A 15,469-nucleotide genomic window follows, 5' to 3' on the forward strand; every position below is an offset into this window, starting at 1 on the left:
ACTTTCTATGAAGTTGCTATCGTATATCTTCCTATTTAATATGGGATCATAAATAACGTCTTTTCAGAAAATCAGTGATATAAGTCTTTAAATGTTTTAAATGAATTCATTTCATAAGTCATGGTTGTATTGTTATTTCAGAACGTAATGATTTATTTTCATTACAGATGAACACTTTCCGTGGGGATCGCCTTCAACTCATTTTACCTTTACAAAGCTAAATGGCGTTTCAGGTGTCGCTTCTTCCCATAGGAGTTGCCATCTTGCATTCCAATTCTTCGTTCCTAATGACGAACAATTTATTGTAAATTCCCAATATTATTCGTTATATTGATCGCGACATGGGATTATGACTTTTATTCAAGTGCAAGTAATAAGCTTAGTAATGGGAAAGTAATAGATTACTCATTCCCCTTTCACAACTATCCGCCTAGAATAACTTAGGTTATGTCTCTGTTCTCCGAACTAAAGACACCCCCCCATTTTCCTGTTTTTCATTTCAGTTCTTTTTATAGCGAAAAAAGGTCAACAATGCCAAAGAAATCAGCTAAACTAACAGAAGGTATATCTAAAAGTTAGTTAGTAACGATAATTTAATGACTCCCTCATTATAGGAGGCTATACAAATGAAGTATCTGTGTTTAATAAGTTTCAGTGTCGTGTTTTTACTAGGGGGATGTGTGACAATGAATGATAGTAACCAATTACAAGATGATCAATCAGAAATAGAAGAGGTTCATGATAGATACGTAAATGTAACTGACTATACAGGAGAAGGCTATGATCTACCGGACGGTGAGGCGACAGATCCTATCGCCACTGAAAAAATGACAGAGATAGAAAAAGCCGTAAGCACTTTTTTCCTGGAAGAATACAAGACAGACGTGATTGTTCATAATGCGGTGGGCAATGCAGATGGCGCAACCGTTTTTGTCCAATCTATTGGTGAGCCCCAATTTCATACATACGCGATGATTGGCATTGACGTAGAAAAGGGAGATATCAAAGCGGAGAACATTTGGACAGAAACAAATCAAGTAGAGCAAGCGATCTTTAGTGGGTTATTAGTTATGATAATGGAAGAAGAATTTTCTGAGTTGGATACGTTCATTTCAGAGATCGCAGCCACTCATCCAGTCGTCGGATTGAGGGAAGAAGCAATTAATAATGTTAAAGCAACGGCGTATACGACACCGTATTACTTTGTCCAGCCGCTGGCACTAAGAGATGAGATGGAACAGATTACACAACTCTATTTTGACAATCCTAATATTAGCGCTGACGAGTTGCGCCAACATTTTAATAAAGAAAGTTATGATGCCGAGAAACTCATTATTTCAATCAGCTTTTTTATGGAAGAGAATGAGCCAGAACCGGCACTTTTTGATAATATTGTGGACAGTTTCAAAGACGTAGAAGGCGTACCCCGTGCCAATTATACATTATCGTTGCATGATAATAAGATTAATAAACAATCAGCTAGCGGAGATCAAAATAACTCACTGGAAATAAGTGACATCATAAAATGAAGGGGGGGATTAATGTGACAACAAATGTGAAGCAAGCGATAAATACAACGATTACGACAGATCAAGACTTGGTAGAATTAGCAGGTTTACACGCCTATTTAGAATATGGTAAAGACCAAGTGTTTGAAGTAAATGAAAAAGTGTACAGAGTTAGAGATAGTTATTTTAATGAAGACCCTACAGGACTGGATGCCATGACCATTCAAAATATGACCTCGGGTGAATACCATATTGTGTATATGGGTACGAATGTCCATGGTAAATATGGAACAGCAGATATTGTGACAGATGTGAAACTGCTAACAGCACCTGTACCTGCCCAGCTTGAAGGAGCTGAACACTATTTTGTAAAAATGGAGCAGAAATACGGGGAGATAACATCTGTAACTGGCAACTCTCTCGGTGGTGCATTAGCGAATATGGTTGGTGTTAGACATGAGCATGTTCGTTCTGTTACATTAAACCCTGCTTTACTCCCTGCTAACGCTGTAGAGACAGATAGAGAGTATGAGAATATCGTCAATTATATTGGCCAATATGATATTTTAAATCTTGGTGTAAGTTCTATTGGACTGGGGAACCAAGTGCCTGGTGCTAGACATACGATTTATAACGGGATACCTTCAACGGCGGGAATTGGGTTCAATCACACAGGTTATATTCGTGAAGACGGCAAACATGTTTCTCATGTGACGGTAGGAACAGAAGGGGCACCGGGCTATGGGGTTATTAAAGTAGATGCCCATTATCATCTCGTATCTAGTATTTGGACAGGTCAGCCTTTGTATGGGGGAAGATCAGAACGAATCGACCTCAATGTTGAGACGATTAGACTGCTAAGTGATGGCATAGAAACTTCTGTGTTAGATAGGTTAGACTGGGCGCAGCAATATGTTAATCATTCAATGGAGATCATCACACATGAAAGTGCGGTATATGATGCTCGTTTAAACCAATTACGTGAAATTTACCAAGAAAGTGTTGAAAACATTGTCGAGGATGGTTTGTTACGGTATATCCGGTTTGGGAATGGCATGTTTAAGCAAGTTATACAAGGGCTTCATATGGTGGTAGATGTTATTGAGGCAAGGTGTGAGTCTTTAAACTTTTTGTTAGAATATCCACCGGTAGCCTTGTTAAAATTTATAACGAAAAAAACGATTGACTTGGACGCTGTATTTGCTGAAATTAGAAGTTATCTCAGGAGGCTAGAGGACCAATTAGATGAATTTATAGCCGCTATTGACGATATTGTAATGAGGAAAATTGAAGACATTTTTAAAGCAGGACAGGAACGTTTTCATGATGTGGTCGTCGGAGAGCTTGCCTCTCACTTTAACTATGTCACTACAAACTACAGTAATATGTTTGACCAAGTAAAAGAATTCGGGACTCAAGTCGATCAAGTGGCAGTGGCATTTGAAACAATCGACAACCGTTTAGCAAGTGCTATCTCCAATCAGTCTGCTGTGGGCGATGTGGGTAAAATTCAGCAAACCACAGCTGTAGAAATGATAGAGTCACCCTATCTCCTTAATTTCATGGCATTAAAAGAACAGTGTTTAAATATTGCAATGGAGCAATTTAAAACGGGAAGCAGTTTTATCGTGCTTCCGATAGCGACGAGCTTAAAAACGACAGTGAGCTTAATTGAATGGTCTGGTGAACAGATTACATCAGTTATTAGAACGGGGACCAATATTCATTTGTATGGCAACCCTGGTAATCTTATTTTAAGCACATTTACGAACTATGATGAGAATGTCAAAGCAAAAGTGAATGAAATACTGGAGCCGATGGACGAGTTAAACGAGATGTTACGTGGTGTTCGTACAGGTCTACAAAAGTTTTTAACGAATTATCCCGTGGTCGTCGATAATTTAAGACCATACATCGATTCTGCCTTATTCAATGATTCCGGCTATTATAATATTCACATTTATAACTCGGCGGCGACGTCTATTTTAAAAGACATGCAGCTCCTGTTTGACGATATCGTCTTTCAATTATCTGACCATGAGGCAGAAGCGATCACTGTCTTGCACGATGTCTCCTCAAGTGTGAAAACGAATATGAGCATTTTAGAAGAACAGATTGAGCGAGCCGCAACGTGGTAAGAAAGAAGTTATATATCACTACCATAAGGTATAGAGTTGGAGTTTAGGAAAGCATCCTAGACTCTTTTTCATTTTTTTTAACCTCATATTTAGGACGTGTTTGGAAGTGAGGGTGAATTCGGATAATCGTGTTTGTTAGTGAGGATAGAGTGCTGTCTATTTGGATAATGCCACGAGTCATCCTTACAAATCTAGCAAATCGTATCAACTGTTGTCGAGAAGCTTTTGTTTCGTAAAATAGGGGCCTATAAAGTATAACGGTTTCTCTCTTTATAAGACTAAGCTATATTTTTTTGTTCAGCAAAAAAAATGAGGCTCATTGTCTTTTTCGACAATTTCCCGGGAAATATCACGGATTTAATTGTCATAGAGAGGCGGGTAGATAAGTGGGGAGCCGATTTAGCTATTTTAGGGTTTACTTATGATAGGAAATCTCTATAAAAATCTAAAAAATATCTCATTTCACTCAAGTTGGCTCTCAGAGTGACTAATAAGATGTATAATTAAAAAGAATACATGATTAATTATGAAAAACGTTAGTTTGAGAGAACATGAATGATAATAGAGGTGTTGAAAATGGACGGCCAAGCATTTTTACAAGTGATCGAAACTCATATGAAAACAGAGGATGAGATTATCCAGAAATTTGTTCTAGATATCCTTCACAAAAGTTATATTGGCGATGAGAACACATTCCTTATAGGACTTGAAGCGAATGAACTATATCTCCAAAAGGAAAAAACAGAAGGCTCTTTATTACCTTATTTAGAGCACCTGCCCGTCTCTCATAGAGAAGTAGAATACATATTAGAGCGCCTTCGTAATGATACGGTTTCAAAAGAGCAACAACCCTTTTATACAGACATTTTAAATCATTTAGATCCGTGTCTTGCTAAAGCCTATCAACATCTTATTTCACAGGTGTTTAAGAAACAGGGCATTCAACTAGGCCGCATGGATTTCTATACAAGTCTTTGCACTGATCAGCGAGATATTGTATTGCAAAAGTTTCACAAAGTTATTCATACGTTAGAAGTCAACGGAACCTTTGATAAAAACGTGTTTATTTTAGGGAAACAAATCGCGTCCCTTATGGTCCACCGTGAGATGATAGGCGCCCTTGAAATCATTCATAGAATTAAAAAAATGAAAAGCAAGTCTATTCTTTCATATCGTGATTTATATGATGTTGTGTTGGCCGGTGAGATGAGGTTAGGGGAAGCCGTACCGGAAATCCTTGCTTTAGCGCAATGGCATTATAGAAATGAATTGTTTTTAGAAGAAATGTGTTACATGCTTATTAAAGTTGGCGCGGAGGAAAATAGTGTCATTGAATCGGTAAAGGCTTTAATTCATGATCCGCGGTTAAGTCATTATGCTATTTATATTCTTAGTAATATTAAAACAGTTAAAGCGAGAGAGACATTAGTGCAAGAGTGGGAACATGTGCAAGGTAAAACAGAAAAAACAATGATTGCGGCAGGTTTATGTGAACATTTAACGGTAGATATGCTATCTAAGATTGACTCGTTTATTCAACATGAAGGCTATGATGAAGCAGTTGCTACACTGGAAGAAGGCCTGTATTGTACGGCTGTTATTCATGACATTGATCATCCAGAAATGGCACGATGGAAAGCATCTCTACAAGAAAGACAAAAGGTTGATAACGGTGTGGAAGAAAAGGGAGAAGAGACACGGTCGAATGACAGGGAAAATCACGTACCAAATAAAGAGGAGTACCAAGACGAAGTGAATGATGAGGCGGCAGAACAATTGGAAAATCAGCGTTTAGAATTGACAGAACAGTCTGCTGACATAGTGACTGAGGAAGAACTACATCGTGACGAAGTGGATGAAGGCAATGAAGCCATAATGGTAAGAGAATCAACTTACTCACAAGAAATGGAAGAAGACAATGACACCATTATGGAAAGAGACACGCCTTTCTCGCGAGAAACGGAAGCCACTCATGAGGAAATAAAAGCAGCGGTTGAACGAATATATAAAGCTGGTCTTCGGCGAAAGCAAGTGAAAGTTGGACGAAATGACCCCTGTCCATGTGGAAGTGGACACAAATATAAAAAGTGCTGTATGTAAGATTCTTTCTTTACGACAATTGAAATGCCAGTGATCTAGAGGAGAAAAGTTATAATAAAGGGAGTGTGGCAAAAGGTGCTATTTGGCACAGTCCCTTTAGACATGGCATAGATTTTTTAATACTATTTTATTTGTAACGCTCTTCTTTAAATGGGTTGGCAGTCATTGAGTAGCCAAGCTCTTCCCAAAAACCCTCCTCATCTTCAGTCATAAATTTAATGCCAGAAACCCATTTTGTTCCTTTCCATAAATAAAAAGAAGAAGGTGGGATAAACCGAAGGGGGAAACCGTGCTTAGCAGAAAGGGTTTCCCAACCTTGATTATGATCTTTCCACCTGTAAACAAATAACGAATCGTCACCTAAGAGGTTATCAAGTGGTAAGTTGGCTGAATAGCCGAATCGGTCCCCATTATAATAACCAAATATTTTTACATGTGTAACACCTTCACGTAAAGTGACTAAATTTAAAAATTCTCGAAAAGCGATCCCTTCGAACGTGTTGCCAAACTTCGACCATGTCGTGACACAGTGCATGTCGATTGAAGATATTGTTTTAGGCAGACGCATGACCTCATCATAAGTTAGGGATAGTTCCTTCTCAACTTCTCCAAAAAGTTTGAAATTCCAATTATCTTTATTAAAAGAATATACGTCTCCCTTATGTAAGATAGGCCATTTCTCTGTTTCGAATTGTCCTGGAGGCAATTGATTTGCCATAATAACCATCTCCTTTAGAATAGTTCGGAAAGCTAAGCAAAATAATAGGAAAAAAAAGATACAATTGATAAACTAACTGTAATGCCACAAATAGATATACCCATGTATAGTTGTTTTTAAAATTAAAAAAGGAGTGTCCAATGTCTATGAATAATAGCAAACGGATGGAAAAAATACCACTATCCATTCTTGATCTCGCACCAATTCTCGAAGGCGGAACGGCAGCGGATGCTTTTAGAAATACGCTTGATTTAGCTCAACATGCTGAGCAATGGGGATACCATCGTTATTGGCTTGCGGAGCACCACAATATGCCGGGTATTGCCAGTGCTGCTACGTCTATTTTAATTAGTCATGTAGCTCAAGGCACGTCAACTATGCGTATAGGTTCTGGAGGGATTATGCTTCCGAATCACGCCCCACTCATAATTGCAGAGCAATTTGGGACATTGGCTTCTCTTTATCCAAATCGGATAGATTTAGGACTTGGTCGAGCCCCAGGTACAGATCAACGTACGGCTTATGCTCTGCGTCGTGGGGATCTTACTAATGGTGATGATTTCCCAGAACAATTAAAGGAGTTAAGAAGTTACATTAATCCTGAATTGGCTGAAGGAAGACTTGCTGTCCGTGCTGTACCGGGGGAAGGCCTTGATATCCCTATTTGGTTGTTAGGATCTAGTGGATTTAGTGCAAGGTTAGCCGCAGAGCATGGATTGCCATTTGCTTTTGCTAGTCACTTTTCTCCTGAAAATACATTACCCGCATTAGACTTATATTATAACCAATTTACACCTTCGCAAGTTTTGCAGGAGCCTTATGCAATGGTTGTAGCTAACGTGGTGGCAGCGGATACTGAAGAGGAAGCCAGTTTTCTATCTTCAAGTCTAGAACTGCAATTTTTAAACCTCATCCGTAATACACCAAGTAAATTGCAGCCACCAGTAGAAAATATAAAAGAATTGTCGTCAGATTACGAGAAGACAATTTTAAAAAAGCAGTTCGGTTCTGCCGTCGTTGGAACAGCGGATAATGTGAAAGAACAGCTTCAGACGTTCTTGTCTGATACTGGGGCTAGTGAGATGATGATTCATTCACAAATTTATGACCATAAAGCAAGACTGCGCTCATTTGAAATAGTAGCGAATGCCATGCAGATTAATCGTTAAAATAAGAGCTTGAACGCTAGGGGCCACCTGTGTTCAAGCTCTTTGTGCTATTTATCCTACTCTTGAGGGGCAGTACCCCCCCCACACTAATTGAAGTTTAGCTTATAACAATTAACCGTCCGTAAAACGCCTGTCTCAAGATAGAGAGGAGAATCTATTTACGTGGGTGATAATGGATGCTAATGTTCTGATTGAAGGTTCTTTTTATGAAATAACAAAACTAGTAATATACACATGCTCTAATTCTACATCCGAGTAAGCCTTATTCAAGCTCTCTTTTATGTCTTCTTCAAATTGTCTTAATTGATCTGGACCTCTAAAAGCACTGCGCTTCTTTCCGGAAATGACGTCAGTAATCGTATATTTAAGTAACGATTGACCATCTGATAATGTTGTCACTTGTGAACTATCAGTAACGACGAATGCAAACGAGACCCTAATGAATTGACCATTGTCCAGCATGTAACCATTTTCTTCTAAATGATAGATGCGGTCCCATTCCTCTTCTTTTGTAAAATCAGCATAAGCTGTTTTAAGCTTCTCATTAGGAATGGCGATCAGGACAACACCTGAAACTAATATAATTAGTGCTAATAAACTTGCACTCAAAATAATAACAAGACGGCGCTTTCCAGTCTGTGTCTTGCTAGTCTCACTAACTTCCATTTCTTCTGCCATCTTTTAAATTGCCCCCTTTTACAGTTGTGCTCTTATATTCAATCATTATAAGATAATACTTTAGTCCCGTATATGAGCCATTTATCTAAACTTTAACAGTAGTATTATTAAGGTATAAAGACCTATTATAAAATATTAATTAGTTCTATTTTCATAAAAATAGCTGTAAAAAATTATGACAAATGCGGTAAAATTGTTGTTAATATCTATCTCAATAAGGTAATATATTAAAAAGTCTTAATATTTTTGATCTTACTAATAGTTTGTTAAAAAAGGAAAAAGACTTTTAGTTTTATGACTATGAATCGGGAGGATAAAAGATGGCGGTATGGAATCGACTTAACATTCGAAATAAAATGTTAACTGTGTTTGGACTTGTACTTATTTTATTTTTAGCAGGTATCGGTTATGTTTACCCACAATTAGCAGCAACACAGGGGGATATTGAAGAACAAAACCTTCGAAGTGAACAAGCGTTGATCGTTACGGAAGTAGGGTCTCTATTTCGATCGATGTATATTATTGTGAGTGACTCTGTACAGACCGGTGAGTTTGATGAAGAAGCATACATAGCTGATGAGACACGTCTCAATGAATATTTAGACGATCTACAACCGGATATGAGTACACATGATGAGCAGGAATTGTTTGAGCAGATTTACACAGCTAAAGATCAATATGGAGAGATTGTCAGTCGTATTGTAGGAAGAAGTGTTCATTCTTCTGGTGAAATTGTAGCATTAAATAACTTACGGAATGAAACGATGACACACATTGAATCGTTAACAGACTTGATGAAAGCACGGGCTGACGATGCTGGGAAAGAAGCTGTTTCATCTCTCGGTGCTGTTCAGATCACATTTTTAATCACGTTTTTAGGAGCCACCATTATAGGATGCATATTGTTCATTTTATTCAGCCAGAACATAAGTCAATCTTTAAAAAAGGCAGTCGGCGTGGCTAAGAATATTAGTGAGGGGAATTTACGTATAGAGACACTAGAAGATAAACGTGATGATGAAGTTGGGCAACTCATTCAAACGATGAATCACATGACAACGAATCTACAATCAGTGTTTCAAGGGATCACAACTATTTCTACAGATTTAGCCTCTTCAGCAGAGCAGATGAGGGCTGGAGCTGATGAAACGAGTCAAGCAAGTGAACAGATATCATCTGCGATCCAAGAAGCAGCTATGGGCACAGAAAATCAAATGGGGCGAACCCATGAAGTTAAGCAAATGATTGATAACATGACGAAATCAATGGATAGAGTGACAGCAAATTCAAAAGACGCCAATGAATTCGTTATATCCTCCAGCACGCAAGCACAAGAGGGGAGTTCAATTATTAAGCAGACTGTGGAGCAAATGGAAACGATAAGAGAGCATTCCTCAGAATCCCATGTAAAGGTTAATAGTTTAGGTGTGAAGTCTGAAAAAATTGGTGGTATAGTGTCAATGATTACGGACATTTCAGATCAAACGAACTTGTTAGCCTTAAATGCAGCAATCGAAGCAGCTAGAGCAGGAGAAAGTGGTAAAGGATTTGCGGTAGTTGCAGATGAGGTAAGAAAATTAGCTGAACAAACGCGCTCCTCAGCAGGAGAAATAGAATCTATGATTGGAGATATTCAAGAAGATATACAATCCTCAATGCATTCAATGGAGCTTGGTGGAAAGGCCGTGGATGAAGGGGTTTTATTAGTTGATAAAGCCGGTGATTCTTTTAAACAGATTGCTAATGTTGTGGAAAATATATCTGTACAGATGGAGGAGATCACAGCTTCAATTGAGGATAGTGCTCTTCATGCGCATAAATTGGCATCGGTAGCAGATGACATTGCTAATGAAGCGGAAGCCGTGGCTGAAAACACGCAAACGGTAGCAGCCTCTGCAGAGGAAACGAATGCTTCAATGGAAGAAATTGCGGCTAATTCATCTAACTTAGCAACATTATCAGACGATCTTAAAAATCGCATCGGTGTTTATCAGATATAATTAAAATTTTTAGATCATAAATGAACAACAACAGATTGCTTTTAGTAACGATTTCAAATCAGCGATCATTTTTCTTGAGTAATAACGTTACCTCTTACATGATTAGTCAGTCCTATTTATCACAAGATAACCGTCCGTAAAACGCCTGCCTCAAGATAGAGAGGTAAATCTATTTAGGTGGCAGATAACGGACGCTAACGTCTTGATTGAAGGCTCGTTTTATGCAGCCCTATGGCTGGTTTGTGGGGAAAATTACTAGAAAGGCGTTATTTTAAGATGAACGACATAATTTAAACTTGGCGCTCGAACAAAAATAATATAAGAATGATCTTATATATGTTTCTAATATAGTAATGAATTTTGGGGAATAAAATAAATTTTTTTTGAAGTGGATCCGAAACGGTGCACTAAATGAATGGAAGTATCAGAAAAACACGTATTATGACATCTTATGTCATAAATTTATTTTATTACTAAAATTAGGGGTTCGTGTGTTATAATCTATCTAACAAAATTAAGAGGGGATTAGTTATGTCGGATGCAATCTTTAAAAAACGTAAAGAACTACTAGAGCTAGCAGTTAAGAATGGGCTAAACTCTACGCCTACCATAAAATGTAGCCAAGAACTTGATGATATGATTATCGCTTATCAGAGAACGCAATTAGCTAAAAAACAAGAACCTTCTCCAGCATATTAATCGGATCAGATAGATCGCTAATCAAGAAAATGAGCTAGGTGAACGTATCCTAGCTCATTTTCTATTTTAATTTGTAAAAGAATTGCCCTAAAAACAAGCTTAATGCTTACAGGGCAATTCTTTTTTAATTGAGTTGATTACATAATGATATTTTTTGTTCAAACTTTGACCTCCTTCTTTGAATGATAATATTCATTCAATTAGGTTAGTAAAATTTTTCTGGGAGCTCGGAGGACAAAATCGGATAAAACTAAAAAAGTATTAATTAATTTTCAAAGGCAGCAATATAATAGCATCACAACCACTCACTATATGAAAAGTGGAGAAGGAGGGATAATTAATTTTTATCTTGAGATCGAGTAAAGGGGGATATTGATGAAACAATATGGGTTAGTCATGATAGTTGTCGTTATAGCGGCCATGCTTATTAGTTGTAGTTCTAACGAACGTAATGATAGTGAAGGTAAAATAGGACTGGCATTGCCCACACAATCTTCTGAGCGTTGGGTGAAAGATGGCGAGAATATGGTAAAAGAATTTGAAGAGCTAGGGTATGACGTAGATATTCAATATGGTGAAGATGTAGTAGAAAATCAAATTGATCAGATCGAGAACATGATAACTCAAGGTGCGGACTTAATTGTTATCGCTTCCATAGATGGTGAGGCATTGACGAGTGTCCTTGAAATGGCGGAAGCGTCGGATATACCTATTATCGCTTATGATAGATTAATCATGAACAGTGAGCATGTTAGCTATTATGCTACTTTTGATAATTATCAAGTTGGTGTCCTACAAGGTCAGTATATTGAAGAACAATTAGGATTAAATAATGGAGATGGTCCTTTCACAATAGAGCTATTTGCCGGTTCTCCTGATGATAACAATGCGTATTTTTTCTGGGATGGGGCTATGTCAGTACTTGAACCTTATATGGATGAAGGTCTTTTAAAGGTAAAAAGTGGGCAGGATGCTTTTGAACAAGGGGCCACTTTACGATGGGATGGCTCATTGGCACAAGAGCGAATGGATAATATTTTAAGTGCGCATTACGCTGATACGAATCTTGATGCTGTTTATTCACCATATGACGGTATAAGCAGAGGCATTATTTCTTCTTTAACATCAGTAGGGTATGGCAGTGACAATCAGCCACTTCCTGTCATAACGGGGCAGGATGCTGAATTATCGTCTGTCAAATCTATTATAGCTGGTGAACAAACACAAACAGTCTTTAAAGATACGAGAGAATTGGCTAGACAGGCAGTCAATATGGCTGATGCGGTATTACGTGGAGAAGAACCAGAAGTGAATGACACAGAAACGTATGATAACGGAATAAAAGTTGTGCCTTCCTATTTAATTGAGCCAATTTCCATTGACAAGGATAATTATGAAGACATCCTGGTTGGCAGCGGCTATTTTTCGGAAGAAGAGCTTAGATGACCCGAGATAACGAGAAGGTGATTTGGCCTTATCACAGATAATCGTCCGTAACACCCCCACCTTAAAATAGAGCAGAGATAGTCACTCTATTTAGGTGGGAGTTAACGGACGCGAATGTCTTGATGGATTGAACAACCAATCTGTGGGGAAGGACCAACGCCCCCCTTGATTGTAGGTTTGATTTATAGGTGCTAAATCATCTTCCATTATGTGAAAGCAGGTGGACCTAATGTCTCGAACAATTCTAAAAATGGCTCACATATCTAAAGTTTTTCCTGGTGTAAAAGCTTTAGATGGTGTAGACCTTGAAGTTGAAAAAGGAGAGATCCATGCGCTGATAGGTGAAAATGGAGCAGGGAAATCGACATTAATGAAGGTGTTAAGTGGCGTACATCCTTTTGGGACATACGAAGGTGATATTTTTTATAAAGGTGAGCGATGTGAGTTTAAAGATATTAATTCTAGTGAGGCTAGAGGGATCGTCATTATTCACCAAGAACTCGCCCTCATTCCTGAGATGTCAATTGCAGAGAATATCTTCTTAGGTAATGAACAAGCAACGAAAGGGTTGATTAATTGGAGCGACACTATCTTAAAAACAACGGAACTGTTAAAAAAGGTAGGCTTAAAGATAGATCCTCAAATGAAAATCAAGCAAATTGGTATTGGTCAGCAACAACTCGTTGAAATTGCCAAAGCATTATCCAAAAATGTACAACTCCTCATATTAGATGAACCTACAGCTTCACTTAATGAAGAAGATAGCGCTAATCTATTGCGTCTTTTAAGAGAATTTAAACAGCTAGGGATGACGTCCATATTGATTTCTCATAAATTAAAAGAACTATTAAGCATTTCAGACAGTTTAACGATTTTGCGTGATGGACAAACGGTTCAATCTTTATCTCTAAAACGCGAAAACATATCAGAGGCCATGATTATAAAAGGAATGGTAGGAAGGGAACTAGACCAATTGTATCCGGAAAAACAGGCGGAAATTGGTGAAACGGCTTTAGAGATTAAAAATTGGTCAGTGGATGATCCAGATAATCCTGAAAGAAAACGACTTGACCGTGTCACTCTCACTGTGAAAAAAGGGGAAGTAATCGGTATCGCTGGGCTTATGGGTGCAGGACGTACGGAATTAGCTATGAGTATTTTCGGTAGATCATATGGGCGCAATATTCGTGGAGAAGTTTATAAGAACGGAAAGCTGATAGATGTAAGTACAGTAGATAAGGCAATATCGAATGGTCTTGCTTATGTCTCAGAAGATCGGAAGGAATTTGGTCTCATTTTAATGGATAGCGTCAAAAACAATCTGACGCTTGCAAACCTTAAAGCTATTTCTCATTATGGTGTTCTTAACTTAAATAAAGAAGTGGAAGTGACAAAAAGATTAATCAAAAAAATGAATATTAAGACCCCAAATCTAGGACAGAAAACGGAACATTTAAGTGGGGGAAATCAGCAAAAAGTCGTGCTCGGTAAATGGCTTCATGCAGAACCAGATGTTCTTATTCTAGATGAGCCAACACGGGGAATAGACGTAGGGGCCAAGTTTGAAATCTATAAGATTATTCGATCGCTCACTGAACAAGGGAAGAGTATCTTACTTATTTCATCAGAGTTGCCTGAAATCCTCGGTTTGTGTGATCGGATTTATACCCTTAATGAAGGCAGAATTACAGGGGAGTTAGTAAGACAGGATGCGGATCAAGAAAAACTGATGATGTATATGACTGAAAGTTGGAGGTCTTAATCTATGACCAAACTAAAATTATTAGTGACTAACAATGTAAGAAAATTTGGTATGATCATTGCTTTAATTGGTATCGCACTTTTCTTTCAAGTATTAACAGGAGGGGCTTTATTAACACCGCTCAATGTGACAAATATCATTATGCAAAATAGTTATATTATTGTTCTTGCCATTGGGATGATGATCATTATTATTACAGGTGAAATAGACTTATCTGTCGGATCAGTAGCAGCTTTTATAGGAGCATTAGCTGGTTTTTTTATGGCTACGTTAAGTCTTCCTGTGAGTGCAAGTGTTTTGATTTGTCTTATTGTAGGCGCCATAATCGGAGCTTGGCAAGGATTTTGGGTGGCGTATATGCGCATACCGTCCTTTATTGTCACCTTAGCTGGGATGCTTTTGTTCAGGGGGTTAACACTTATTGTGCTTGATGGACGAACAATTGCACCACTTCCAGATTCGTTTAGGACGATGAGCGCGGCGTTTTTACCTGATATAAATGCAGGCGGAGAAATTAAGTTACTCACCCTTATTATTGGTTTTGTTGCGTCTGTTCTCTACATTTTATATGAAATAAGATTGCGTAAAGTCGCGAAATTTTATAGATTTAAAGTCACTTCTAAGGGCTTTTTCGTATTTAAAATTAGTTTTTTTGTAGCAGCTCTTAATCTATTTACCTATTTCCTTGCCCTTTATCGGGGGTTACCGGTCGTATTGCTTATTCTGGTTACGCTTGTGCTCGGCTATTCTTTTATTATGTCTAAAACAGTACTGGGAAGACACATTTATGCAGTGGGAGGAAACATGAATGCGGCTCAATTATCAGGTGTAAGAACTAAAAAAATGAAGTTTCTTGCTTTCGTAAATATGGGTGTTCTAGCTGCATTGGCAGGGTTAATTTTCACGGCAAGACTCAATGCTTCAACACCTCAAGCAGGCACATTGTTTGAATTGGACGCTATTGCAGCTGCAGTCATTGGTGGAGCATCTTTTAGTGGAGGAGTAGGATCTATTTTTGGAGCGGTCATCGGTGCCCTTGTCATGGGTGTTCTAAACAATGGCATGTCATTGATGGGGATAGGAACAGATTGGCAGCAAGCCATTAAGGGCCTTGTGTTATTAAGTGCCGTGGCCTTTGACGTATTAAATAAAAATAAAGGAAAAATATAGAGAACCTGGTGAACCGTCCGTAAACCTCTCAGTTCAAATAGAGAGGTGAGATAAAGCTATTAAGATGGGAGAAACTACCAA

Annotated in this window: 11 protein-coding genes; 9 read left to right on the top strand and 2 right to left on the bottom strand. The window is 38.1% G+C overall.

The window, feature by feature from the left end; genetic code table 11:
• Nucleotides 1–626 precede the first annotated feature (626 nt).
• The 3 genes from BK581_RS15640 (at nt 627) to BK581_RS20375 (ending at nt 5,746) form a co-directional block, all read left to right on the top strand.
• Nucleotides 627–1,529: a DUF1672 family protein gene (locus BK581_RS15640; RefSeq protein ID WP_078579040.1), complete on the top strand. Its 903-nt coding sequence runs from the start codon at nt 627–629 to the stop codon at nt 1,527–1,529.
• Nucleotides 1,530–1,543: 14 nt separating this feature from the next.
• Entirely contained in the window at nt 1,544–3,646 is a 2,103-nt protein-coding gene (locus BK581_RS15645) for an SA1320 family protein (protein ID WP_078579041.1), read from the top strand.
• Nucleotides 3,647–4,222: 576 nt separating this feature from the next.
• Nucleotides 4,223–5,746: an SEC-C metal-binding domain-containing protein gene (locus BK581_RS20375; protein ID WP_245829089.1), complete on the top strand. Its 1,524-nt coding sequence runs from the start codon at nt 4,223–4,225 to the stop codon at nt 5,744–5,746.
• A gap of 127 nt (nt 5,747–5,873) precedes the next feature.
• Here BK581_RS20375 and BK581_RS15655 read toward each other — a convergent pair whose 3' ends face one another.
• Nucleotides 5,874–6,464, bottom strand: a complete 591-nt coding sequence (locus BK581_RS15655; protein WP_078579042.1) for a molybdopterin-dependent oxidoreductase — start codon at nt 6,462–6,464, stop codon at nt 5,874–5,876.
• Between the two features lie 140 nt (nt 6,465–6,604).
• Here BK581_RS15655 and BK581_RS15660 point away from each other — a divergent pair, with 140 nt between their 5' ends.
• Nucleotides 6,605–7,633, top strand: coding sequence for an LLM class flavin-dependent oxidoreductase (locus tag BK581_RS15660; RefSeq protein ID WP_078579043.1), 1,029 nt, complete (start codon nt 6,605–6,607; stop codon nt 7,631–7,633).
• A 204-nt stretch (nt 7,634–7,837) separates the two neighbouring features.
• Here the strand turns inward: BK581_RS15660 and BK581_RS15665 are convergent, their stop codons facing one another.
• Nucleotides 7,838–8,311 (bottom strand): flagellar basal body-associated FliL family protein, encoded by a 474-nt coding sequence (locus tag BK581_RS15665; protein WP_078579044.1) that lies wholly within the window; start codon nt 8,309–8,311, stop codon nt 7,838–7,840.
• 320 nt (nt 8,312–8,631) lie between these two features.
• Here BK581_RS15665 and BK581_RS15670 point away from each other — a divergent pair, with 320 nt between their 5' ends.
• From BK581_RS15670 to mmsB, 5 genes are all read left to right on the top strand, one after another.
• A complete protein-coding gene (locus tag BK581_RS15670) occupies nt 8,632–10,311 on the top strand; it encodes a methyl-accepting chemotaxis protein (protein ID WP_078579045.1) in 1,680 nt (559 codons plus the stop codon).
• A 531-nt stretch (nt 10,312–10,842) separates the two neighbouring features.
• Nucleotides 10,843–11,010: an aspartyl-phosphate phosphatase Spo0E family protein gene (locus BK581_RS15675; RefSeq protein ID WP_078579046.1), complete on the top strand. Its 168-nt coding sequence runs from the start codon at nt 10,843–10,845 to the stop codon at nt 11,008–11,010.
• Nucleotides 11,011–11,430: 420 nt separating this feature from the next.
• Nucleotides 11,431–12,456 (top strand): multiple monosaccharide ABC transporter substrate-binding protein, encoded by a 1,026-nt coding sequence (gene chvE, locus BK581_RS15680; protein WP_245829230.1) that lies wholly within the window; start codon nt 11,431–11,433, stop codon nt 12,454–12,456.
• 229 nt (nt 12,457–12,685) lie between these two features.
• Nucleotides 12,686–14,218 (top strand): multiple monosaccharide ABC transporter ATP-binding protein, encoded by a 1,533-nt coding sequence (gene mmsA / locus BK581_RS15685; protein WP_078579048.1) that lies wholly within the window; start codon nt 12,686–12,688, stop codon nt 14,216–14,218.
• A 3-nt stretch (nt 14,219–14,221) separates the two neighbouring features.
• Entirely contained in the window at nt 14,222–15,388 is a 1,167-nt protein-coding gene (gene mmsB, locus BK581_RS15690; protein WP_078579049.1) for a multiple monosaccharide ABC transporter permease, read from the top strand.
• Nucleotides 15,389–15,469 lie beyond the last annotated feature (81 nt).

It is taken from the genome of Salipaludibacillus agaradhaerens, from assembly GCF_002019735.1.
GTDB lineage: Bacteria > Bacillota > Bacilli > Bacillales > Salisediminibacteriaceae > Salipaludibacillus > Salipaludibacillus agaradhaerens.